Source organism: Terriglobales bacterium, from assembly GCA_035567895.1.
GTDB lineage: Bacteria > Acidobacteriota > Terriglobia > Terriglobales > Acidobacteriaceae > Gp1-AA112.
Map to the genome: position 1 here is coordinate 131,912 of DATMPC010000070.1, position 24,061 is coordinate 155,972.

24 protein-coding genes are annotated in these 24,061 nt (G+C 56.3%); 17 read left to right on the top strand and 7 right to left on the bottom strand.

The features are described from left to right. Positions 1-123 precede the first annotated feature (123 nt). Positions 124-516 carry a hypothetical protein gene (locus VNX88_15065; protein HWY69989.1) on the bottom strand — a complete coding sequence of 131 codons (393 nt, stop codon included), beginning with the start codon at positions 514-516 and terminating at the stop codon, positions 124-126. 181 nt (positions 517-697) lie between these two features. Here VNX88_15065 and VNX88_15070 point away from each other — a divergent pair, with 181 nt between their 5' ends. Beyond that, positions 698-1,003: a hypothetical protein gene (locus VNX88_15070; protein HWY69990.1), complete on the top strand. Its 306-nt coding sequence runs from the start codon at positions 698-700 to the stop codon at positions 1,001-1,003. Further along, on the top strand, positions 973-1,386 hold the full coding sequence (locus VNX88_15075) for a PIN domain-containing protein (protein ID HWY69991.1): 414 nt from the start codon (positions 973-975) through the stop codon (positions 1,384-1,386). The genes VNX88_15070 and VNX88_15075 overlap by 31 nt, the downstream gene beginning before the upstream one ends. 56 nt (positions 1,387-1,442) lie before the next feature. On the opposite strand, the gene VNX88_15080 is transcribed toward VNX88_15075, so the two are convergent. Further along, a complete protein-coding gene (locus VNX88_15080) occupies positions 1,443-2,780 on the bottom strand; it encodes an inositol-3-phosphate synthase (protein HWY69992.1) in 1,338 nt (445 codons plus the stop codon). A 141-nt stretch (positions 2,781-2,921) separates the two neighbouring features. Between VNX88_15080 and VNX88_15085 the strand changes: the two genes are divergently transcribed. The 5 genes from VNX88_15085 to VNX88_15105 all read left to right on the top strand — a co-directional run bounded on the left by VNX88_15085 (position 2,922) and on the right by VNX88_15105 (position 9,331). Continuing rightward, entirely contained in the window at positions 2,922-3,860 is a 939-nt protein-coding gene (locus VNX88_15085; protein ID HWY69993.1) for an SDR family oxidoreductase, read from the top strand. Positions 3,861-3,870: 10 nt separating this feature from the next. Continuing rightward, entirely contained in the window at positions 3,871-4,587 is a 717-nt protein-coding gene (locus tag VNX88_15090; GenBank protein HWY69994.1) for an SDR family NAD(P)-dependent oxidoreductase, read from the top strand. A 179-nt stretch (positions 4,588-4,766) separates the two neighbouring features. Then, on the top strand, positions 4,767-5,480 hold the full coding sequence (locus VNX88_15095; protein HWY69995.1) for an HAD family hydrolase: 714 nt from the start codon (positions 4,767-4,769) through the stop codon (positions 5,478-5,480). A 472-nt stretch (positions 5,481-5,952) separates the two neighbouring features. Then, on the top strand, positions 5,953-8,004 hold the full coding sequence (locus VNX88_15100) for a DUF1800 domain-containing protein (protein HWY69996.1): 2,052 nt from the start codon (positions 5,953-5,955) through the stop codon (positions 8,002-8,004). Between the two features lie 94 nt (positions 8,005-8,098). Further along, positions 8,099-9,331 carry a DUF1501 domain-containing protein gene (locus VNX88_15105; protein HWY69997.1) on the top strand — a complete coding sequence of 411 codons (1,233 nt, stop codon included), beginning with the start codon at positions 8,099-8,101 and terminating at the stop codon, positions 9,329-9,331. Positions 9,332-9,345: 14 nt separating this feature from the next. Here VNX88_15105 and VNX88_15110 read toward each other — a convergent pair whose 3' ends face one another. Both VNX88_15110 and VNX88_15115 read right to left on the bottom strand, forming a co-directional pair. Further along, a complete protein-coding gene (locus VNX88_15110) occupies positions 9,346-10,602 on the bottom strand; it encodes a Glu/Leu/Phe/Val dehydrogenase dimerization domain-containing protein (GenBank protein HWY69998.1) in 1,257 nt (418 codons plus the stop codon). Between the two features lie 123 nt (positions 10,603-10,725). Then, the gene (locus VNX88_15115; GenBank protein HWY69999.1) at positions 10,726-12,129 is read right to left on the bottom strand and encodes a prolipoprotein diacylglyceryl transferase family protein; all 1,404 of its coding nucleotides are present in this window, start codon (positions 12,127-12,129) and stop codon (positions 10,726-10,728) included. Between the two features lie 15 nt (positions 12,130-12,144). Here VNX88_15115 and VNX88_15120 point away from each other — a divergent pair, with 15 nt between their 5' ends. The 7 genes from VNX88_15120 (at position 12,145) to VNX88_15150 (ending at position 19,023) form a co-directional block, all read left to right on the top strand. Next, on the top strand, positions 12,145-13,461 hold the full coding sequence (locus tag VNX88_15120) for an MFS transporter (GenBank protein HWY70000.1): 1,317 nt from the start codon (positions 12,145-12,147) through the stop codon (positions 13,459-13,461). Continuing rightward, positions 13,458-14,816, top strand: a complete 1,359-nt coding sequence (locus tag VNX88_15125; GenBank protein ID HWY70001.1) for a cytochrome P450 — start codon at positions 13,458-13,460, stop codon at positions 14,814-14,816. Before VNX88_15120 ends, VNX88_15125 begins: the two co-directional genes overlap by 4 nt. A gap of 150 nt (positions 14,817-14,966) precedes the next feature. Continuing rightward, a complete protein-coding gene (locus VNX88_15130) occupies positions 14,967-15,974 on the top strand; it encodes a radical SAM protein (protein ID HWY70002.1) in 1,008 nt (335 codons plus the stop codon). Positions 15,975-16,205: 231 nt separating this feature from the next. Beyond that, positions 16,206-16,412, top strand: a complete 207-nt coding sequence (locus VNX88_15135) for a hypothetical protein (GenBank protein HWY70003.1) — start codon at positions 16,206-16,208, stop codon at positions 16,410-16,412. A 30-nt stretch (positions 16,413-16,442) separates the two neighbouring features. Continuing rightward, on the top strand, positions 16,443-17,171 hold the full coding sequence (locus tag VNX88_15140; GenBank protein ID HWY70004.1) for a DUF5668 domain-containing protein: 729 nt from the start codon (positions 16,443-16,445) through the stop codon (positions 17,169-17,171). A 2-nt stretch (positions 17,172-17,173) separates the two neighbouring features. Next, positions 17,174-18,268 (top strand): histidine kinase, encoded by a 1,095-nt coding sequence (locus VNX88_15145; protein HWY70005.1) that lies wholly within the window; start codon positions 17,174-17,176, stop codon positions 18,266-18,268. Then, positions 18,265-19,023, top strand: coding sequence for a LytTR family DNA-binding domain-containing protein (locus VNX88_15150; GenBank protein ID HWY70006.1), 759 nt, complete (start codon positions 18,265-18,267; stop codon positions 19,021-19,023). The genes VNX88_15145 and VNX88_15150 overlap by 4 nt, the downstream gene beginning before the upstream one ends. Positions 19,024-19,313: 290 nt before the next feature. Here the strand turns inward: VNX88_15150 and VNX88_15155 are convergent, their stop codons facing one another. Beyond that, positions 19,314-19,754, bottom strand: a complete 441-nt coding sequence (locus tag VNX88_15155) for a recombinase family protein (protein ID HWY70007.1) — start codon at positions 19,752-19,754, stop codon at positions 19,314-19,316. A gap of 715 nt (positions 19,755-20,469) precedes the next feature. Next, complete coding sequence (locus tag VNX88_15160; protein HWY70008.1) at positions 20,470-20,895, bottom strand: BrxA/BrxB family bacilliredoxin; 426 nt, start codon at positions 20,893-20,895, stop codon at positions 20,470-20,472. Between the two features lie 124 nt (positions 20,896-21,019). On the opposite strand from VNX88_15160, the gene VNX88_15165 reads away from it, so the two are divergent. The 3 genes from VNX88_15165 (at position 21,020) to VNX88_15175 (ending at position 23,727) form a co-directional block, all read left to right on the top strand. Then, positions 21,020-22,066 carry a UDP-N-acetylmuramate dehydrogenase gene (locus tag VNX88_15165; GenBank protein HWY70009.1) on the top strand — a complete coding sequence of 349 codons (1,047 nt, stop codon included), beginning with the start codon at positions 21,020-21,022 and terminating at the stop codon, positions 22,064-22,066. A gap of 77 nt (positions 22,067-22,143) precedes the next feature. Next, positions 22,144-23,097, top strand: a complete 954-nt coding sequence (msrP, locus tag VNX88_15170) for a protein-methionine-sulfoxide reductase catalytic subunit MsrP (protein ID HWY70010.1) — start codon at positions 22,144-22,146, stop codon at positions 23,095-23,097. After that, the gene (locus tag VNX88_15175; GenBank protein ID HWY70011.1) at positions 23,098-23,727 is read left to right on the top strand and encodes a protein-methionine-sulfoxide reductase heme-binding subunit MsrQ; all 630 of its coding nucleotides are present in this window, start codon (positions 23,098-23,100) and stop codon (positions 23,725-23,727) included. 111 nt (positions 23,728-23,838) lie between these two features. Here the strand turns inward: VNX88_15175 and VNX88_15180 are convergent, their stop codons facing one another. Next, positions 23,839-23,985 (bottom strand): hypothetical protein, encoded by a 147-nt coding sequence (locus VNX88_15180; GenBank protein HWY70012.1) that lies wholly within the window; start codon positions 23,983-23,985, stop codon positions 23,839-23,841. Positions 23,986-24,061 lie beyond the last annotated feature (76 nt).

Consider the following 24,061-nt stretch of genomic DNA (forward strand, 5'->3'; position numbering starts at 1 on the left):
AGTTTCGGTACGGCTCCAGATAATTCCACGTGGCCAAACCTGTCGCTCTTCACATTAAGTGTACGCCCGATAGCAAGCGGCAGACTCACGGTACATGTACTTCCGCGGGGACAATCAGGCTTTTCAGATTAGTAAGCGTGCCTTGTCAATGGCCGGCAATTTCAGAATCACTATGTCAGAGGCTATCCATTCCCCGTCTTTCCCCTGCTCCGCCGTGACTCGCACTTCGGCACTGTCCTTGAGGGATTCGGCGGCGCTCGCAACCCTCTGGGAAGGTGGCACATCGGCGCCAAAACGGACATGGCACTTCTGGATATTCACCCGCCTCATAAAGCCGCCCCGGCCAGCCACGTAAATGTACTTGCCGGCTTCCCGCTTCGTACCTTCGACGACTAGGCCTTGAAAAACGCCCTTTGTGGCAAACAACGGCAAGGCACTGGTCAACAAGAGGGCGAGAAAGAGCGACTCAAGGAGCCTGTGTCCCCACCGAGTCCGGCAATCGGAGTAGGCGCGCATGTGTGAGTGAGATGCACATCATACGACGGAAGATGACGAGGATTGTGCGGAGAATCCAGGCCAGAGACGTGGATCTGGCCGCCTTCGGGCGGGTGTTTCGCAATTTCTTGATCCAGCGAATCGGTGATTTGAAATCGCAAAATCACAAAATGTTGAAACACCCGACGGTATAATCCCGGGCATGGCTGATCCTGTAGTCCACATCTCAGAGACCCAAGCCACGAGTGACTTCGCTTCCGTATTGGCGCGCGTGCGCGCTGGCGCTGAAATCGTAATCGAGAGCGAGAACGGCAAAGTGCCTGTAGCGATAATTCATGCTCCCGCGCCGCCACGCCGTTCTATCTCCGAGTGCATCTCGCTATTACCCGAGGACTCGACTGCGGTCATGGATGCAGACTTCGCAAAGGATGTCGAGGCGGCTATCGAGAGCCATCGCGAACCGCTGTCCCCGCCGGAATGGGACTGCTCCTCGATTCCAGTGTGCTGATCGCCGCCAAACGTCAGGGGCAGAATGCGCGGAGAATGCTGGCCACCATCTCCGGTCAGGCAGCAAATACGGACATCGCTCTCTCAGTCGTGACGCTAATCGAACTGGCTCATGGTGCAGCTCGAGCCGACACAGCCCAGCGCAAGGCCAAACGCGAGCAGTTCATCCAAGAACTCCTCACGGCCTTGCCAATTCATCCAGTGACCGTGCCGATTGCAATTCGTGCCGGACAGATCGATGGCGAGAGCCAGGCGAAAGGAGTTCGTCTCCCAATCTCCGATCTGTTGATCGGCATTACCGCCCTGGAGCTGGGCTACAGTTTGGCCACTGCGAACCTCCGCCACTTCCGGATGATCCCGGGCCTCACGGTCGTGCAACTCTAGCGTGCGTACATGGTGATTGCGGGTGTGATTTCGCAATCACCAGTTCGCAAGATCTTTCAGTCGTAATACTCCAGCCCCAAATGCGTGATCATCTCCTCGCCGCGCAGATGACGCAGCGTGTTCTTCAGCTTCATCGACTGAATGAAGAGGTCGTGCTCCGGATATAGTCCCGGCGCTGTCATCGGTGACTTGAAGTAGAAGCTTAGCCATTCCTGGATGCCGATGCTCTGCAACTCCGGGGTGCGCTGAGCGAGATCGAGGAAGAGGACTAGATCAAGCACAATCGGTGCAGCCAGAATGGAATCCCGGCACAGGAAGTCCACTTTGATCTGCATCGGATAGTTGAGCCACCCGAAGATATCGATATTGTCCCAGCCCTCTTTATTGTCGCCACGGGGCGGGTAGTAGTTGATCCTGACCTTGTGGAAGATGTTGCCATACAGCTCCGGATAGAGATCGGGCTGCAGGATGTGCTCAAGTACACCGAGCTTCGACTCTTCCTTGGTCTTGAACGACTCAGGATCGTCGAGCACCTCGCCATCTCGATTGCCGAGGATGTTCGTGGAATACCATCCACTCACGCCGAGCATGCGCGCCTTGAAAGTGGGAGCCAGCACGGTCTTGAGCAGTGTCTGACCGGTTTTGAAATCCTTGCCGCAGATCGGCGCGCTGTTGCGCCGCGACAGCTCATGCATGGCAGGGATGTCGACGGTGAGGTTAGGCGCTCCATTCGCGAACGGCACTCCCTCCATCAGCGCCGCGTAGGCATAGATCATTGAGGGAGCAATGTCTGGACTACTCTCCTTCAAAGCCTTCTCGAATGATTTAACCGAGCCGTGAGCTGCGGTCTGCTGCATGAAGATCTCGGTCGAACCGCACCAGATCATCACCAGCCGGTCGGCGCCAGAGCCTTTCTTGAAATCACGGATATCGGCACGAAGCTGCTCCGCCAGATCCATCTTCGATTTGCCCGATTTGACGTGATGACCATCCAGCTTCTTAACATAATGGCGATCGAAGACCGCCTTGCGCGGCTTCACCGACTTGAGAAACGGCTTTACTTTGTCGAGTAGCTCCTTCTCGAGGACGCCGGCCTTACTGGCGGCGGTGTACATGTCGTCTTCAAAGATGTCCCAGCCGGTAAAGACCAGGTTGTCGAGACCGGCTAGCGGAATGAACTCGCTTACCTTCGGCGTCCGGCCCTCAGTGCGCTTTCCAAGACGCACCGTTCCCATCTGAGTTAGCGATCCGATAGGTTTTGCGTACCCTTTGCGTACGGCTTCCACTCCGGCAACGAACGTAGTTGCCACGGCTCCCATTCCGGGAATCATGATGCCTAACTTGCCCTTGGCTAGAGCGATTTTGTCTCCAGCGCCCTTCTTCTCTTTCGCCATTCTCGGCTGATCACCCCTGATGAATTTCTTATCGATTGCGCAAAACGACTATGTTCTCGTATCGAACCTCGAATTGCAAACCCGAAGAGGCGAACACGAAGGGCACAAAGGAAAAACCAAGGTCACGAAGTTGATTTCACAATGGAAAAACTTCGTGACCTCTTCTTTTGCCTTCGTGACCTTCGTGTTCGCCTCTCTGGGTTTGCGGCTACAATCTCGCGCATGCCTCAAAACAAAGTCGCGGTCGTTACCGGCAGCTCCAGTGGATTTGGCTTGCTCACGGTTGTCGAACTTGCCAAGGCAGGATTCTTTGTAGTCGCTACGATGCGGCAACCAGACCGTCGAACGCGCCTGGATGAAGCGCTGGCGCGAAGCGGGAAAGACTTATCTTCTCGCGTCGAAGTGCGGCAACTCGACGTCACCGACTTCGAGCGCATTCCGGCTGCCATGGCCGATATCGTGCGTGCCCACGGTCGGATCGACGTCCTCGTCAACAATGCGGGCTTCGGCGTTGGTGGATTTGCAGAAGACGTCTTGCTCGACGAACTGCGAATGCAGCTTGAGACAAACTTCTTCGGTCAAGTGGCGGTTACAAAGGCCGTTCTGCCAACCATGCGTGCGCAGCGATCGGGCCACATCATCATGGTTTCGTCGATTCTCGGATTGATCGGTCAGCCCATGGTCTCGAGCTACTGCGCTTCCAAGCACGCGCTCGAAGGCTGGGCCGAAGCGCTGCGAATCGAAGTCCGCTCACTCGGAATCAAAATTGTGTTAGTCGAACCCGGCGCTTACAAAACCGATATCTGGACGCGCAACGTAATGGTCAGCCGCGGCTCGACCGATGAGAGCTCGCCAAACAAGGAGCGCAGCCGCAGGTACGTTGCGGGAGTGAAGGAGTCGCAGCGCGAGATGGCCGACCCTGAAGAGGTGGCTCATCTCATCAGCAGCATCGCCCAGGATCCCAACCCGCGGCTCCGCTATCGCGCTGGACGAGACGCCAAGATCGGATACTTCATGCGCGCGCTGCTCCCGTGGAGCATCTGGGAGGGTATGGTGGAGAAGCGAACCAAAATCGGCTAAGGAGAGATTCGTGGCAGCCCCATTGGAAGGCAAGGTTTCTGTAGTGACCGGCGGAAGCCGTGGTATTGGGTTGGCGATTGCAGCCAAACTGGCGGCACTCGGATCTGAAGTGGTGATCACGGCGCGAAAACGTGATGAACTCGAAAAAGCCGCGCAAAGCATTCGCAAGACTGGCGCGAAATGCGAAGGGATTCCCTGTGACGTGAGTTCACTCGCGGAGGTTCAGCAACTCGCCAATAAGCTCAGTGATCGGCAAAAGAGGTTGAAGATCGTGATCAACAATGCCGGAGTCGGTGGATTCTCCGCTCCACTACATGAGACCGACCCGGAAACTTGGGACAAGATCATGAATACAAATCTGCGAGGTGTGTATCACATGATTCGGGCATTTGCTCCGGCGCTAATCACGAACGGCGGCGGTGACATCGTCAACATCTCTTCGCTCGCAGGAAAAAATGCACTGCCGAATGGCGCGACTTACTCTGCATCGAAGTGGGGCTTGAACGGTCTGTCGTATTCAGTGGCGGAGGAGTTACGTGGACACAACATTCGCGTAACTGTGGTATGCCCCGGCTCAGTGAACACTGATTTGAGTCCACATACTGGAAAGGATTTCAGCAAGATGCTGCAGCCTGCGGATGTTGCTCATGTTGTCGGAATGGTCGTCACGCAGGCTCCCCAATCGTTCGCTAGCGAGATTCTGTTGCGTCCCACCCAAAAACCCTAAAACGGAACACGAAGGACACGAAGGGCACGAAGGGGAAAAGAATAAAAGGAATAAGTGCGTCAGCACTTCGGCTAGTAACGTAAGTCGTGATTATTCTCCAGCTATCGCCCGACCGACGCACATTTCTTCGTGCCCTTCGTGTCCTTCGTGTTCACCCTCGGTTGATTTATCCTCGATCAGTGTCCCCCACGCCAAACGGAACTCCGCAGACACTGCTCATCGATGCCGATGACACGCTCTGGGAGAACAACGTCTATTTTGAACGCGCGATCGCCGAATTCATCTCGTTCCTCAATCACCACGAGTTCACTCCACAGCAGGTTCGCGAACGTCTGAATGAAGTGGAGCGGGAATCGATCAAGACACACGGATACGGCATTCACAGCTTTGCCAACGCGCTCTGCAACACTTTCGAGCGCCTGAGCGTGGAGCAACTCACCCAGGAGTTGCGCGAACGGATCCGCGCATTCGCCCTGCGCATTGCTGAGCATCCTGTGGAGATCATTGCGGGAGTTCCTGAGACGCTCCGGCACTTAGCTGGTCGCCATCACCTAATTCTCATGACCAAGGGGAATCCTGCGGAGCAAACGTCGAAAGTGGAGCGCTCCGGACTTAAGGACTACTTCGCAGCAGTCGAGGTGGTCGCAGAAAAGAACGCAGGTGCCTACCACGCGGTCGCAGAAAAATATGCGCTGGACGCCGATGTCACCTGGATGGTCGGCAACAGCCCACGCTCGGACGTGAACCCGGCGCTGGAGGCCGGCCTCCACGCTGTCTTCGTGCCGCATGACATGACCTGGGTGCTCGAGCACGAGGAACTAGCTGCTCCGACTAAGGCGGGACAACGCCTGCTGAAACTGGATCGATTCGCCGACTTGACCTCTCATTTCTGAGTCTAAAACCGGTTAGAACCAGCCACGACGAACCTAGACAATCCTCATTGGTCAGACGGTCTACAGCGAACAGCATCCGGGAGTCCCCAGACTGTCTCATTTCACGGATTGATACCAGTCCGTCGCAGACTCCCTGTTCGCTCCCTGATCATTTTCTGAATCCCGGCGAAATGACGAGTAAGCGATTTATTGGCAGCGGCTTAGCGAGAAATCCACAGAACTCCCTGTTAACTCCCTGGTTCGAAGAGAAATTTGGGGAATTTGGGCAGAATTCGAATGATTTGATCGGCAAACTGCAATTCACGCTGTTTTCTTCCCTGTTTTCGAGAAATCCGGCCTGAAAAACCTACGCCGCCCAGTGGTCCAAGGTCATGTTTTTAGACCTGTCTGGGTTGACTCTCGGGCAACTTTCGTCCCCCTCTGTGTTTATTCGGCGTGAGAACTGGTGTATTTTTCAGCGGGAGACGGTCTTATGCGCTCGAATCAGAGACTCTGGACTTGGCTCATCCTGGCCGCAGTCCTGCTATCCGCCCTTGGCCTCGCCGCCGGCGACAAGAAAAAGAAGAAATCTAAGGAATCCGTCAACGCTGCCGCAATGCAAATGGACGAGCAAAAGCGCGCCATCCATGTGCTAAACCGGTTCACATTTGGTCCTCGCCCCGGCGATCTGCAGCGAGTCCAGGCCGTTGGCATCGACAAATGGTTCGAGCAACAACTGTATCCGGAAAAAATCAGTGACTCCGCCCTTGACGCCAGGTTGGCTCCATTCCGCACGCTCAAGATGAGTACGAATGAGCTGGTCAGGAACTTTCCGCCGCCGCAGGTCATAAAGGCGGTCGAGAACGGACGCGCTTCGATCCCGCGCGATCCGCTGGAGAAGGCCATCTACGAAGCGGCCATGGATCGTCAGCGCCAGAAGCAAGAGGCAAAGCAGGAAGCAGCCGACGCTCAGAACAATCCGGATGCTAATGCGAACGATCCGGGGAAGCCCCGGCGCAACGGACGCGAACTTGAAGACAGAATGTATGCCTCGCTTAGCGCCGATTCGCTCATGAGCGAGCCTCCCGATCAGCGTTTCAAAGATCTGATGAAGATGCCTCCTGACGATATGCGTGCCGTTGCCAGATCGCTGAACCAGCAAGAACGCGAGCGCATGTTCGAAGGATTAACTCCGCAGCAGAAAGAGACGCTGCAGGCCCTGGTGAATCCGCAATCGGTCGTGCAGGGAGAACTCACGCAGGCAAAGCTTTTGCGCGCTATTTACAGCGAACGCCAGCTCGACGAAGTGATGACCGACTTCTGGATGAACCACTTCAACGTATTCATCAACAAAGGCCCGGATCGCTACATGATCACTTCCTACGAGCGCGATGTGATTCGTCCGCACGCGTTGGGAAAGTTCAAGGACCTGCTGGTCGCGACGGCGAAGAGTCCAGCCATGCTGTTCTATCTCGACAATTGGCAGAGTATCGGACCCGATTCGGACCAGTCACGTTTTGGAGGCCAACGGCCCGGACGTGGTCGCCTGCGCCGCGGACCGTTTGGAATGATCGTCTACGATCCGCCGAAACCAAGGCGAGAGCAGACGCCGCAGCAAAAGGCCAAACGTCCGAGTGGGCTAAATGAAAACTATGCTCGCGAAGTGATGGAGCTGCACACGCTCGGCGTTGACGGTGGGTACACGCAGAAAGACGTCACGGAACTAGCCAAAGTTCTTACCGGATGGAGCATCGAAAGGCCGCAGCAAGGCGGCGAATTCAAATTTGACGAGCGCAGGCACGAACCTGGCAAAAAGAAAGTACTCGGCAAAGAATTCAAAGAAGGCGGCGAAGGCGAGGGTATGAAAGCGCTGGATATGCTCGCGCATCATCCTGCCACTGCACACTTCATTTCGAAAAAGCTGGCGATGCGTTTTGTTTCGGACGATCCGCCAGAGTCCCTCGTCCAGCGGATGGCAAAGACCTTCCACGACAAAGACGGCGACATTCGTGAAGTTCTGCGCACCATGTACGAGTCGCCTGAGTTCTGGGCACCGGAAGCATATCGAGCCAAGGTAAAAACGCCGCTTGAATTCGTAGTCTCTGCAGTGCGCGCGTCGGGAGCGGATGTGGCCAATCCGCAACCTCTCGTTAACCAATTGCAGAAACTGGGCATGCCGCTCTACGGTATGCAGCCCCCGACCGGGTATTCGATGAAGGCAGATGCGTGGGTGAACTCCGCTGCCCTGTTGAACCGCATGAATTTTGGCTTAGCGCTCGCCGGCGGCAAGCTGCCGGGAATTCAATGGAATCCCACGGCGACTGTTGATCAGAACCAGCTCCCCGGCGATGTTGCAGGAGCGCTGGCGAACTTTGAAACCGCCTTGCTCGAAGGCGATGTGTCGAAGCAGACGCATGCGACGATCCTGAATCAGTTGAACGATCCGCAGGCGGCGGCGCGCAACAACGTTCCGGCGGCTCAAGGTACGAATCTGCGGCTAATTGCGGGACTGCTGCTCGGGTCTCCGGAGTTTCAGCGTCGGTAAGCATCCTGGTTGAGAGACAGTCCGCCGGCGGCGGACGTCTCTACCATCGGCTGAAGAGTTAGGAGTGGTTATGGCGATTACACGGAGAGCATTCATGAGAGGCGGCGCAATCGCGCTCGTCGGCACCGCTGCTGTCCCAAGTTTTCTTACACGCGCGGTGTACGGATCGACGGCTCCTATCACCGGCAAGAAGAAGTTGGTAGTACTCTTCCAGCGCGGTGCGGCTGATGGCCTGAACATCGTGGTTCCGCATGGGGAGCAGGCGTACTACGCCATGCGTCCGACAATCGCCATCCCACGCCCATCGAGCTCGCAGCTTTCGGCCATCGACCTCGACGGATTCTTCGGGCTACATCCCTCGATGGAAGCATTCAAACCGCTGTGGGACCAGGGACATCTCGCGATCATCCACGCTGCCGGCTCTCCTGATGAGACACGCTCTCACTTCGACGCACAGGACTTCATGGAGTCGGGAACTCCGGGCTTGAAGTCTACGGAGGACGGATGGCTGAATCGCGCCATGCAAGCAGGCGACCCAAAGCAGCATTCCCCTTTTGGGGCGGTCGCCCTGAGCACAGCGCTGCCGCGTACGCTAGCCGGCAAGTTCCCTGCTGTGGCTATTAGCAACATCAATGACTTTGGCGTTGGTGGACGGAGTCCAAACGCGGCACCCATCAGCAACACCTTTGAAGCGATGTATGCACAGTCAGTGGACAGCGTGTTACATGGTACGGGTCAGGAAACATTCGAAGCTGTGAAGATGCTGAAGTCGGCAGACCCGGCCCGCTACACTCCAGCTCCCGGAGCAAATTATCCCCGCGGCCGCTTTGGCGACAGCCTGCGTCAAGTGGCACAGTTGCTCAAAGCCGACCTTGGAGTGGAAGTGGCTTTCGCCGATATCGGCGGCTGGGATCATCACGTGAATGAAGGCAACACCCAGGGGCAGCTCGCGAACTTGTTGCGTGAATTCTCGCAATCAATCGCCGCATTCTGGACTGACCTCGGAGATCTCGGCGAAAACACCGTGCTGGTCTCGATGTCGGAATTTGGTCGGACGGCACGCCAAAATGGAACTGGTGGCACCGATCACGGACATGCGAACGTCATGTTCGTAGTAGGCGGTCCAGTCCGCGGAGGGAACGTTTATGGACGCTGGCCGGGACTTGAGTCCTCACAGCTCTATCAGGGAAGAGACTTGGCCCTGACCACTGACTTTCGACAGGTTCTAGGCGAGATGGTCTATCGCCATCTCGGCAACCGCGACTTGACCGAGGTATTTCCGAACTTCCAGAACAGTCCAAACAGGTTCCTGCGAATTTTGGGATAGGAAGAAAGACGGGATCACGTAAGCCGCAGACGCTCGCAGCGTGCCACCCGCTCGATGGCGAGGGAGTACGCTGCCATTCGCAAACCAAGGTGTTCTCGACGGCTGCGTTCGCAGACTTGCTCGTAAGCTCGTAGGAGTGAGTCGTTAACCTCCTGCCGAATCGTCTCTTCCTTTGGCGCCAATCGCTGAACATTGTTCCACCACTCGGCATTCGCAGCAAGAACTGCCGCGCAGCCGCCGACAAGATCGGGAATTACTAGTACGCCCTGCTTCGCGAAGTAATGATCCGCGTCCGGCGTTACCACGAGCTCTGAGGTCTCAACCACAAGCCTTGCCCGCACCTGAGCAGCCGCCGCAGTGTTCAAAGTTCCTTCAGGCGCGCCGAGCACGAGAGCGTCGCAATCCAGCGCGTGGACATCGATGGTCTCGGCTGCGCCTTCATAGCCTGCCAGTGAGCCGGTGCCGCGCAAGTGATCCGCAAGCGATTGCATGTCGATTCCGGTTGAACACCGCAAGCCCCCGCGTTCTTCGAAAATCGCGACAATCGTACACCCGAGGTGATTAAGAGCAGACGCTGTGTGAAAGGCGCTTCTGTCCAGTGAACCTACTGCGACTCGAAGGCCCGGAACGAACATTCCGGCATCCTCCCCGGCCCGGGCAACCAATGCCGCGATCGATCGCCCGACAATCCCGTCTGAGTCGGGCAAGCCGCCATTTTTGGGAAGCTTTCCTATAACGGGAGCAACCGCATTCTTTTGCAGGGCTGAATACTCTTCCGCGATCCACGACATCGCGTCTGATCCAGTATTGAGGCCAGGCGCGCACACGTCCTGATAAATGCCGAACATCTCCCGCAGCCGAGCGCCATAGCGGCGTACAAGCCGCTCAAATTCGCTTCGGCTGAGTTGTGCCTGATCACAAGCCACACCTCCCGCGGCCCCTCCAAACGGCACATTCGCGACGGCGCAACGCCAGGTCATCGATTCTGCCGCAGCTCGAAGCGTCTCCAGCTCCAGACCCGACTGGAAGCAGATAGGTCCAATCAAGGGTCCGCGCACGCCGTTATGCTGGACGCGGTATCCGCGAAAGAGTTGGAGCCGGCCGTCATCACGCCGCAGAGGCAGTTCCACCGTTAACTCCCGAAATGGAACTGAAAGTAACTTGCGCATTTCGGCGTGGAGTCCGAGCCGATCGGCAGCCGCGTCGAAATACCGGCGTATGCAGGACGATGCAGTCTCCCGCAGTCCGACCGCAGCGGTTCCCTGAGCCATGGGGTTACTCCTGGCGGGATCGCTCGGCAACGTCTCCGCGACCCTAGGACTGCACAATTCGTGCAGCATCCTTCGACCAAATTTAGATGCAATCGAGAGTTGCTGGAGAGAGTTGCTGGCGGATTATTTTCGGCCGGATCGCTTCTGGGCGACGACCAAACCCCTGGGAGTGGGCATAAGCACAACGGAAATCAGCCCTTCCTGCTCCATTTTCAGGGCAGCTTCCCGCACGGTTTTCAGGTGTGAGCTGGCATCGTGCATGAGTATCATACCGTTGGGGTTCATTTGTGGCAGGAAGCGGCGAACCTCCTGCTCCCGTAGGGGAGGATCGCTATCGCTGAAGAGCAGGTCGATACTGCCCTGAATGCGGATTTCCAGGCTCGACTCATTCCGGCATTCGATCCAGCTGGCGAGCCCAGACTCATCGATGCGCTTCTTCGCTTTCGCGAAAACCTCGGCGTCGTATTCGCAGGTGATGACCTTGCCGAGACCATTGGCTTTGAGTCCCTCGGCGATCCAGAGAGTGCTGATGCCCATGAAGGTGCCGGTTTCCACCACTGTCTGCGGCTTCACGGTTCGCACCACGCAGCGCAGAAACTCGAGCACCTCTACCTCAGCCGTCATCGAGTCGTACATGCTCCAGCGTTCGGGATGCGGACACTCGGGCGTGGCGCGATGATATTCCGGCTGCAAGACATCTCCGCGCTCTTCGAAGTGACGAAGAATGCGGTGCTCGCCTTTGTCACTGCGGAATTTTTTTTTTACAGTGATAAGGATCGCAATCCCCGTGAGGATTGAGGCGAGGCTGGCAGCCTGGGCGTTGCTTAGTCCGAAGAAGGAGCGTGGATTAACGCGGATGAACTCTACGAGGAAGCGCTCAACACCCATCCAGATTAGATACAGGGCCGCCACTTCGCCTACAGGGCGCGGACCCCGCAACGACTTCGCAGCCTGCCTCCATAAGTACCAGAAGATCAGAGTGGCAGCGATGGCTTCATAGATCGGCGTAGGATGAACGCGTTGCGTGGTCGGCACCAGGCCATTGGGAAAGCTCATACCCCAAGGCACAGATGTAGGTATTCCGTAGTCTCCATCTCCCGAGGTGAGACAGCCGATGCGTCCGACCGCGTAACCTAGGGCGGCCGCAGGCGCGCAAACGTCAAGCATTGCAAGGTACGAGAGCTTGTATCTCCGCGCCAGCAGATACAAAGCCAGCAATACGCCGATTAGTCCACCAAACCAGGCGAAGCCGGAGCGGCTGAATATCTCTCCTATCGGATTCGCGAACAACTCACCGGGCGATTCGAGTGCGTGATAGAGCTTTGCACCAGCTATTCCAAGCAGGGCGCAAATCGTAACGATGTTCTGAGCATCGGCGTGGAGTCCACGACGGCGAATATCCGCCCGGAGAACGAAGTAGGCCGCGACAAATGCGAGCAGCATCAGCAGTCCGAAGCTGCCGATCGTTACTGGCCCAAAGTGGATGTACGGGATCAAAGTGCGGTCAGAACGAGTATAGCTGGGCAACTACAAGCTTCGGAGTTGGGCAGCATAAGAATCATTTACCCTGAACTCATGCGGGCGATTTTTCGGCAGCGCGGCCTGCGCCTCATCTTCATCGCCAACCTGATCTCCATGCTAGGCAGCGGCATGAACACGGCTGCTGTGGTCTGGTACATCCTTCAGGTGACGCATTCGGAGATGGCGCTGGGAACAGTAGTGATCCTTCAGACGATCCCTGCGCTACTGATGCTGCCGTTTACCGGCGTGCTCATTGACCGCGAAGACCGCCGCCATCTCGTAATGTTTCTCGACGGCTCGCGCGCACTGGTCATCCTCGTGGTAGCGATGCTGGCCCTCGGCGGCAGAGTGCGCCTTTGGGAACTGTACCTGATGAACACCCTGGTGGCAGCAGGATTCTGGATGTTCTGGCCTTCAGTGACCGCACTCATCCAGGAGCTTACACCTGAGTCGCAGTACGTAGCCTCCAGCAACTTCCTCATGGCAGGCGTGCAAGGAGGGTGGCTGATCGCGGGTGGAATCGTTGGCTTCGTCTACAACCACCTTCACCTCGGTGGAGTATTGCTGCTCGACTTCAGCACGTACGTTGTCTCGATTGCCTGCTACCTGTTCGTTCGCAAGGGACGCATCACCGTGGCTCGCCCGCAGGCTCGTAGCCCAAAACTGGAAAATGCGCATCCCGTCGACCGCTACCTGCACGAACTACGGGAAGGTTTTGGATACTTGCGGCATCGTCCGGCAGTTACGCTGGTCGGCATCAGCATGGCGCTGTTCATGGGCGCAATGCTCACGCAGGGCATCGTCACTGCGCCGCTCGACGATCGCATTCTGCACCGCGGCGCCGTGGGCTATGGATGGCTCAACGGATCGTGGGGAATCGGCGCGTTTCTCAGCACGCTGTATACGCCATGGGTAATCAAACGCCTGCATACGCGCGGAGGCATTCGCCTGGGAATGCTGGCCCTTGGCGGCTGCGTACTGCTGGCGCCGCACTCGACGATTCTCGCCATCACGGCATTGCTGTTTTTTGTGATGGGATCGGCGCGCGGACTGGGCGGCACTTCGCTGAGCACGAGTCTGATGGAACTTGTGCCACCACACCTAATGGGACGCACGCAGAACACCTTCTACTTTATGGGAACGCTGCTTCAGCTCGGGCTGGCATTCGCCGTAGCGGCGTCGGCGCACCGCATCGGTCTGACGACTGCCTATGGAATTATCGCAGCCACGTATCTTTGCGCCTGTGCTTCGACCTTGCTGTCTGAAGATCAATTCACCTTTGCAAAAGCGGAAGCTGCCGCCGAGGAATCTGCTGTTCAGGAGACACACGCATCATGAGTTCCGCCGTCCAGCCGGCACGGAAGACCGTTCCAGGCCCACGCCCGTTTCTGTCTCTGTCTCCTCTCCTGGCGATGCGGCGCAATCCGCTCCTCTACATGGAAGAGCTGCATCGTCGTTACGGAGACCTGGTGAGCTATCGCACAGCAGGCCGTTCCGTCTTCATGCTCTTCCATCCGGACATGACGCAGGACATGCTGGTCACCCACGCGCGCAATCACCATCAGGGCCGCGTAATGCAGCGCTCACGCTCGGTGCTGGGCAATGGGCTCCTGACCAGCGAAGACAGTTTCCATCTGCGCCAGCGCCGGCTCATTCAACCGGCCTTTCATCGTCAGCGAATCGTCGGCTATGGACGCGCCATGGTGGACTACGCCGAGCGTCAGCAACAGCGCTGGAGAAACGGCGAGGTGATCGACGTTCATCAGGAGATGATGCGGCTTACGCTGGCCATCGTCGGCAAAACTCTTTTCGACACCGATGTCGAGGGCGACTCGCAGGAGATCGGCCGCGCCCTCAACACCTTCATGCACTTGTTCAAGTTTGCCGTGTTGCCGTTCTCCGAAATTCTCGAGAAGCTGCCGATTCCACCCGTACTGCGCATGAAGAAGGCCCGAGCGCGCCTGGACAGGATCATCTACCGCTTCATCGAGGAGAGGCGGCGGAGCGGAGAGGACCGTGGAGATCTTCTGTCGATGCTCCTGGCTGCAGAAGACAACGAGGCTGGCGGCGAGCGCATGGGCAACGATCAGATCCGCGATGAGTGTGTAACTCTCATCCTCGCCGGGCACGAGACCACGGCCAACGCCCTTACCTGGACTTTCTACCTGCTCGCACAACATCCTCAGATCGCAGAGCGCCTCAAGCGCGAACTTTATCAACTCCTCGGCGACCGCCCACCGACTCCCGAGGATTATCCCAATCTGAAGTATGCCGAAATGGTCCTGAGTGAATCCATGCGGCTCTATCCTCCGGCATGGGGCATAGCCCGGACCGTGGTCGAGCCATACGAGGCATTTGGGGTTACCTTTCCCAAGAACGCTCTCGTACTGACCTCGCAGTGGATCACTCACCGTGATGAACGCTGGTATTCAAATCCGCTGCACTTCGACCCCGAACGCTGGACGCCGCAAGCACGCGCAAGCCGCCCAAAGTTCTCGTATTTCCCCTTCGGCGCCGGACCGAGGCAATGCATCGGCGAATCGTTTGCCTGGATGGAAGGCGTGCTCCTGTTAGCCAGCATCGCCCGGAATTGGAAGTTCTCACTGGTGCCTGAAACTCGAGTGGAACTGCTTCCGGTGATTACGCTAAGGCCAAAATTCGGGATGAAGCTGCGCGCTGAAAAAAGCAATTGATCACGCAGGTCACGAAGCTCACAGAGGAAAACAAGATTTGGTCCCGTTAGCCTTCGTGACCTTCGTGCCCTTCGTGTTCAAAGCTTTTGACTCTTGCCGGCGATGCTATACTGTCAATGGCAAATATAAAGCGAACATCGCCCGAGCTGTATGTCTTCCCTCCCTTTGTATCCGAAGCCGCCGGAGACTCACCTTGTAGGCATTGCTAATCTGGCCAGCGAAGCCGAGCATGTCGATAGCGGCCATAAGGTTGAGTTCTTTTCGCTCCCGGTGCGATCGATCCTGAACCGCTGCGTCTCACGCCGCAATCTTCCCTTCACCTGGACCATTAATCCTTATCGCGGCTGCGAGTTCGCCTGCAAATATTGCTATGCGCGTTACACGCACGAGTTCATGGAGATCCGCGATCCTAACGAGTTCGAGCACAAGATCTTCGTCAAGGACGAGGCAGCGTGGCTCCTGCGTCGCGACCTGAAGAAGGTTCGCAAAGGCGAGGAGATTGCTATTGGGACGGCTACAGATCCATATCAGCCGGCTGAGCGCAGGCATTGCGTAACCCGGTCGATTTTGGAAGAGCTGGCGCGCCATGCCGGGCTGGAGATTGGCATTGTGACTAAGTCGAACCTGGTTTTGCGCGATATCGATGTGCTGATGCAAGTCGCGGAGCGAAACACGATAGGCGTGCACATAACAGTCACAACTCTGAACGTCGATCTTGCTCGCATCACCGAACCTCGTGCTCCGCGTCCTGATCTGCGGCTGGATGCCGTTCGCAGACTCAACGAGGCTGGGATCCATGCTGGAGTGATTTGTGCACCGGTTCTTCCGGGCATTACCGACAAGCCCAGAGATCTGGAAGCCTTAGTGAAAGCCGCCAACGAGGCGAACGCCGTAAACATCTTTGCCAATCCGCTGTTCTTGAAGCCATGCTCGAGAGCGATCTTTCTGCCATTCATCAAAGAACGGTTTCCTGATCTAGTGCCGCGATACGAGCAGATGTACGGAGAGCGTGATTTTGGCTCTCAGACCTACCGCAAGCACCTGAATGCGCTCATGAGCAAATTCAAAAAGAAATATGGAATCGGTTCTCCCGGGCCACGCGGCCCGATCCGCGAATACACGCCTGCCAAAGTGTCTGAGCAATTGGCTTTGTTTTGAGTGGCGCTGGTAAATGACCGCCTTCTCGTCGTTACGCAAAGACACAGCCGAGGGCGGCTGTCCCACATTTGTTGTCTGCCGATATTCCTAACCGAGCCGAGGCTGACTCTCCGATCCTCTCCGCAATTCGCCGGTAAACACCCGCTGTTCACCGAAAAGCCCGCGACTACTTCATTCCCGCCGCCTAAATTGAGCCTCGTGAACAACGGTATCAATTGCGAGGAGATCGTCATGAACGGCAAGCGCCTTCCATCCCACCCGAGCGACACCCTGATCGGGATCGTCATTGCCACAATCGGCACCCTGGTACTGCTAGCACGCCTGAATGTCTTCACAATAGGCTTTAATCTTCCTGGAGACCTCGTAACATGGTCGCCGCTATTGCTCATCTCGGCAGGTATCGTGCTGCTGTTCATGCTCGACAAGGCAAGGCGGTGAACCGTGAGCAGCCCCGCGTGGGAGGACGAAATGACTCCTAATCGAAGAGGAGCAACTGGAACTCTGGTTTCCGGACTTGTGGTGGCTGGCATCGGCGTTGTGCTGCTTCTCGATCGGTTCGGGATCGTTGATTCAGGCATCTTGTGGAAGTTCTGGCCAGCATTCTTTTGTGTAATCGGCCTGGTTCGCCTGATCGAAGCGAACAACACTGGCGAACAGATATGGGGTGGATTTTTCATATCGCTCGGCACGCTGCTCATCCTGCACGAGTTCGGATATATCCGCTTCGGCATCGGCCAGCTTTGGCCGCTGATCATGATCGTCGCCGGTTTGCTTCTCGCCTGGCAAGCCAATGAAGTACGCGAAGGACGAAAGGGCTTCTGTATGCCTCGGGTCTTCGGCCCACGCCCGGATGGTGGAGGACCGTTGAGCTCTGTAGCCATCTTTGGCGGCATCGAGCGACGGCTCGAGGGAACAATAGGCGACGGAGGGAACCTGCTCGCGTTCTTCGGCGGCTTCAAGATCGATCTATCGCGCGCCGAGATCGAAGGCGAGCGTATTGTCATTGACGCCACTGCCATCTTTGGTGGCGGCGAGATCATTATTCCCGAATGGTGGAAAGTGTCGGTGGAAGGCCTCGGAATCTTTGGTGGCTATGTCGATAAGACTCGACACGTCCCTCGCCCTGATCGGCCAGTAAAAACCGTTGTGGTCCGTGGCGCCGCGATCTTTGGAGGCATCGAGGTCAAGAGTTACTAGGCATGCATCCGATCCTCGGATATCCGCGGCGGCTTGGGCTTTATCTCTTCACCTGGATGCTGGTGAGCGAGCTGCTGTTCTACGTCGTGACCTATCATCACGGCGGAATCGATAAGTTCCAGTCTGGACTTTTTTTCTTTCCACTCTCTCTCATATACGCATTCATCTGTCTCTCTGCCTGGTACTCCTGTCGCGGCATTCCCCTGGAGGACACGAGCTTCACCGGAATGCTGATCCCCCACTTGTTAGCAGCGCTCATCATTGCATTCTTCTGGGCCTTGATGGCACGAGCACTCGCCAGCGGCCTTTCGCGCATACCTTCGCTGCAGGGATTCGACGAGAAGGTTGTGAGAAGCATTCCGGTTTTTCTGGCGATGGGAATCCTTCTGTACCTGCTCGCGGTTGCGTTGTTCTATGTGTTGCTGGCCCAGGAGGCATCACGCGAGGCCGAACAACGCGAATCACAGGCGCGAGTGCTCGCTCGCGATGCAGAGTTGCGAGCCCTTAAAGCACAGGTAAATCCGCATTTTCTTTTCAATAGCCTGCACTCGATCAGCGCATTGACCAGCAGTGATCCGAAGCGGGCGCGGGAAATGTGCATTGCCCTCGCCGACTTTCTTCGTGCCACGTTGGGATTAGGTGAGAAAGCGCTGATCCCCCTGGAAGAGGAACTGTCCCTGATTCATTCTTTTCTTGCTGTAGAAAAGATCCGCTTTGGTGCGCGGTTAAGAATGGAAGAACAAATCGATCCCGGGACTCTCGACTGCATGGTGCCTCCGTTGATCCTTCAGCCGTTGGTGGAAAACGCAGTCGTGCACGGCATCGCCAATCTCACCGAGGGAGGATGGATCCAGCTTCGCGTCGGCACAACCCACGGCTCCGAAAACTCGGACCAATCAAGCGTAAGCATCGAGGTGGAGAATCGTTTCGATCCGGAGGCTCCCGCGCGCCGGAAGAGCGGTGTGGGCCTTGCGAATGTTCGTCAGCGTCTCGACACGCGATACGGGAATAATGCGACCTTTTCTGTGAGCAAGAACGGGGAGCATTTTCATGTAGGGCTAACCCTTCCTGCCGAGAGAAAGGCGGTGCCGGCATGACCCAAAGCAACAGGATCCGAGCCGTCATCGTCGATGATGAAGATTTGGCGCGCCAGATGGTTCGCGAGCTTCTGGAAGTTCATCCCGAGATAGAAATCGTCGCCGAGTGCGCAAATGGGTTTGAAGCGGTAAAGGCAGCGACGGAACTCAAGCCCGATTTGCTTTTTCTCGACATCCAGATGCCCAAGCTTGATGGCTTCGAGGTCTTGGAGCTAATCGGTACCGACATGTCCGTAATCTTCGCCACGGCCTACGATCAGCACGCGCTGCGTGCGTTTGAGGTACATGCGGTCGATTACCTGCTAAAACCCTTCGGCGCAGAACGCTTCGAGCAAGCGCTGGCCAGGGCGCGTCAGCGAATGGGCGAAAAGCTGCCACTACCATCGGATTTGAAGGCATCCACACGCGCTCAAGGAGAATTCGCCGAAAGGATCGTAGTTCGCGACGGAACACGAGTGCACATCATTCCGATCGCAAAGCTGGATTACGCCGAGGCGCAGGATGATTATGTCGCACTAGCTAGCGAAGGCAAGAAACACCTGAAGCAGCAAACAATTTCCAGCCTGGAAACGTCTCTCGATCCGGCTCGTTTTCTACGAATTCACCGGTCGTACATCGTGAATCTGGAACGCGTAACAAAAATCGAGCCGTACGGGAAAGACACACATTTGAGCATCCTTAACGACGGCACGCGGCTTCCGGTAAGCCGGTCAGGATATGGACGGCTGCGCGCGGTCTTGGATCAGAAGGGCTAGGGCCGTCACAGGTTTCGTGGGCAGGTTTAGGAACGGCACGGACTCCATTCGTGCCCGAGGCGACTCCCCTTTTGATACTGTCATCCCTCCTGATACTGTCATCCCTCGCGCCGCCGCAGCACAGTTTGTCATATCGAACCCGGGTTTTGCGGCGCGGGGGACCTGCTTTTCCTTGTATTAGCCAGAACAGCAGATCCCCCGCTCCGCGGTCAGATGTTCCGTAACTCAACCAGCATATTGGCGGAGCGAGGGATGACAGTGTCTCTGTAGTTCGAGAGTGATGTGACGTTCTAAAGCCCCGCAGCCTTCAGCTTCCGCCGGCGCTCCTGCCATTCTTCAGTCGAGAAAATTCGTGGACCCACTTCGATCAGCCGTGGAAGCATTTGAAAGACTGATACCGGAGTCCACTTGAACCCCTGTCGAGTGCGGAAACCGCGACGATTGAGTTCTTCGGCAATCCGGGAGTATGGACCTTCCTGAACTGTGAGTTCCATCATCAGGAAGAGCGCCTCCCTCTCCGTCGGATTCACCTCAAGTTGCTCGGAATCCTTCGCGACCTGCAGACCAAACGGAGGTTCTTCACCGGTCGCGGCTGATTGGGCGGCTGCCTCAGGCACCTCGCGTTCCCATTCGATAGCGACGATCTTCCAGCCCTGCTCGGTTTGACTTTTTATGTCTTCAGCTCCAAACGGCGATGAAAGAACCTGGCGAACACGCTCAACGTTGGCCACAAATCCTCCTCTTGCAGGGGGGAGATAGATAGCGTCGCAGAATATCAGCGCACGTTCAGTGCCACAAGTCATCAATCCGCACGATTCGGCAATGCAGAGACTTAGGGATGGAGGCGGGAGGAGATCTTCGGGACCAATTGTCCGCTTGAAACAAGCACTGTACGGATTCGGGCAGCAGGGTGCGCAACATGCTGCTCGGCCGCCCGCCCTGGCTGGCAAGTCAGGTCCACGGCAGGCTCCATGAACTGGCGCGTGCGAAGCTGTGCCCTTCAATGTCCTTCGCTGCGAAAAGCCTGATTTTGACAAACAGCAGATGCGCTTTCCCCGTAGAGCAACGGATGACAAAAATATTTCTTTCTTCCCCTGTAAGCTGTTGAGCCGACGCAAGTGAAAAATGTGTAGAGCAACGGACGAAGCTTGCCTTTCGTGGTCACTTGCGCCATCATCGAGAGGTGCACGCAAATTCCAATTTGGGAACGAACTTCTTGAGCAAAGAATTGCATCGATCAGCGGCCGCCGGCGCGACGGCGAAAATCCCCGAGGGGATCTCGGGGGAGAGAGCCCGAGCTCGCCAGGGGATCACAACGGGCATCCCCGGGGATCTTGAACGTATCCCCGGGGAACTCCAGGGGACCTCGATGCTAAGTCCTTTAGATCAGGGGATCACAATTTTTCGACCGGGGGCGACCGACGGTAAAGCGGCCGCCTAGGTCGGTCAAACAGTCGACTTGGAGCAGAATTGATTGAAAGCCTCGGCTAACTTGAGCGCAATCATCCTGGGATCGCTGGTCTCAATGTCGGAGCGCTGCATCATGTACACAAGTTCGCCGTCACGCAGGATTCCAATCGACGGCGATGATGGCGGATATCCGGTGAAGTAACTGCGAGCCTTGTCGGTCGCTTCGCGGTCCTGACCAGCAAAAACCGTAATCGTGTTATCTGGCCTCGCTGAATTTTGCAACGCGGCTCTTACTCCCGGCCGCATCTTCCCGGCGGCACAGCCGCAGATCGAATTTACGACGACCATCGTGGTCCCTGGTTGCTTCACCGCACTATCGACTTCGTCAGCCGTGCGCGTCTCTCGGATTCCAAGACGGGTTAGCTCCTCCCGCATCGGCATCACCATGATCTCTGGATACATTCTTTATCCTCCACATATTCATTTTACATAGCGTTTCGTTTGTGTGGTTTTGCTTATGTAGTACCGGCCGGGGACAGCAGGAACAATGCAGTCAGATTAAAGCAATGCGGTAATCTCATCTTAAGTGCAAATCCTCCAAGACATCCCATTAGCTGCATACACGACGCTCAAGGTTGGCGGTCCAGCTCGCTGCTTCGTGGAGGCTCACAGCGAGGGCGACATACTCGAGGCGCTCGCCTACGCCCGCGAACACTCACTCGAAGTATTCGTGCTGGGTGGAGGAAGCAATCTCGTCGTTTCGGACGCAGGCTGGCCGGGTTTGGTCTTAAAGATTTCCATTTCGGGAATCGAAACTGCGCAGAAGAACGGTAATGTGATTTTTACCGCAGGTGCTGGAGAAGACTGGGATGGCCTGGTGGCCCACTCTGTCGAGCAAAACTGCGCCGGGATTGAGTGCATGAGCGGAATTCCCGGCACTGTCGGGGGAACTCCGGTACAGAATGTGGGCGCCTATGGACAGGAAGTCGCCGAGACGATAACTTCGGTCCGCGCAATCGAGGTGACTTCAGGCGAGATCCGGGCACTGTCCAATTCGGAGTGTGGCTTCCTGTACCGCACCAGCATCTTCAACACATCGCAGAAAGGACGCTATATCGTCACCCGCGTTTCCTACGCACTCTGGCCAGGGCGTTCGCCTCGCGTTGAGTATGCCGACCTGAAACGCTACTTCGCCTCATCATCAGCCACTCCAAGCTTGCAGCAGGTACGGAATGCAGTCCGCGAGATTCGGGCGAGCAAAGCCATGCTGATTACTCCTAATGAAGAAAACAGCCGCAGCGCCGGATCGTTCTTCAAGAATCCGCTCCTCTCGCCTGCCGAGTACGACCGCATCGCTTCTCTTCCTCAGTGCGCCGATCAAAGGCCGCCGAAGTACCCCGCTCCTGACGGACTAGTCAAGATCTCAGCAGCCTGGCTGGTAGAGAGAGCCGGATTTCAAAAAGGCTTTGGCAACGGTCGAGTCGGAATCTCTACAAAGCACACTCTCGCGATCGTCAATCGCGGAGGCGCAACCGCGGCAGAGATCATCCAGTTCAAGAACAAAGTGCAGGAAGGGGTGTTCAAAGTCTTTGGAGTACAACTTCATCCCGAGCCGGTGTTTGTTGGGTTCTAAGGTGTCAGGAGGCTCATAATCTACATAGCTGTCACGCTCGTACTTCTAGAGAATCTAATTCTCGGGACCTCAGAATCATGCTGATCAAAAAGCCTTCAGATATACCTTCCTCGGAAATCACTTCGAAATCGCTGTACATGGACCGGCGAAAGTTCGTGACGAGCGCTGCGCTCTTCGGAGCTGCTGTCGCGACGGGGGGCTGCGACATGGTAAAGCCGTCCCAGACGGTGAGCGCAAATACGAAACTCACAACCACGAAGAGTCCTCTCAGCACCGACGAAACTCAGACGCCCTTCAAGGACATCACCAACTACAACAACTTCTACGAATTCAGCACAGACAAATACGGCCCTGCAGACCTCTCCCGCAAATTCCGCACTAGCCCGTGGACAGTGAAGGTAGGTGGAGCTGTCAAGGAGAAGAAAACCTACGACGTCGATTCGCTGATGAAGCTGGCAGCCCTTGAAGATCGCATCTACCGCCATCGTTGCGTCGAAGGCTGGTCGATGGTGATTCCCTGGGTCGGCTACTCGCTGAGCAATCTGATCAATCAACTCCAGCCCACATCAAAAGCGAAGTACGTGATGTTCACAACGCTCATGGACCTCGGCCAATTTCCCGGCCAGCGCGCCCCCGTCCTGGATTGGCCATATACGGAAGGACTGCGTATGGACGAAGCGATGCATCCTCTCACGCTGCTCACGTTCGGCCTTTATGGCGAAACGCTCCCGAATCAGGATGGAGCTCCAGTCCGCCTCGTTATTCCATGGAAGTACGGCTTCAAGAGCATCAAGTCCATTGTCAAAATCGACTTCGTCGACTATGAGCCGCCGACGGCCTGGAACAAAGCAGCGCCTAACGAATACGGGTTTTACTCGAACGTGAATCCCAATGTCGATCATCCGCGCTGGAGCCAGGCTACGGAGCGGCGCATCGGCGAGTTTCGCAAGCGTCCGACGCTGATGTTCAACGGCTATGGCGACCAGGTCGCGAGCCTTTATAACGGCGTGGACTTGAAAAAGCACTTCTGAATGTCGCGTCGTTGGATTGTCCTGCTGAAAGTAATCGTTTGGGCGCTCTGCCTTTGCCCGGTGAGTCTTCTTGCCTGGAAGGCAACTCACGATGAGCTTGGGGCCAACCCGCTTAGCGAAGTCACGCTCTCAACCGGCCACTGGACGCTGTACCTTCTGCTCACTACTCTCGCGATATCCCCGTTGCGAAAAATCACAGGCATCAACTGGCTCATTCGTTTCCGCCGGTTGGTCGGCTTGTTCGCGTTCCTTTACGGCTGCCTTCACCTGATGACGTATTTGTGGTTTGACAAGTTCTTCGACGTGCATGAAATCGTGAAAGACATCTACAAGCGTCCATTCATCACTGCGGGAATGACAGCATGGACGCTCATGCTTCCGCTGGCGCTTACTTCCACGGCAGCGTCCATTCGCTGGCTTGGAGGGAAGCGGTGGCAAGCCTTGCACCGGCTGGTATATGCGAGTGCAATCGCGGGTGTCGTCCACTTCTGGTGGTTGGTGAAGCGCGATCTCACCCGACCGGAAATAATGGCGGCCATCCTCACGCTGTTGTTTGGATTTCGAGTTGTCGATCGTGTGCTGGCAAACCGAAACGTACGACCTGCCACTGTCTCTCAGGACGCTGATTAGCCCGGGTCCTACTCGGGCAGAGATTGGAGCTTTCACCCGTGGAACGAGGTAGGAGGTTCGAAGAATTGCCTCGTAAAAAACTTTAGGGGACGCTCTTCGCGTCCCCCGTTTCTACTTTGCCTTGACAGCTCTTACTTTTTCTTCTTTGCTGTCTTCTTCGCGGCTTTCTTCTTGGTTGCCATTTTCTATTCTCCCTTTCGATTGTTCAATCGAGTTCGCAACGATCTTTTGTTGCAATTGTTGAATGTATAGAGTCATTGAAAAACTATGTCAAGCAAAAAATGGTTGACGTAAGTTGCTCTTTGAGTTCTACGTCGCGTAAAAAATTACGCGA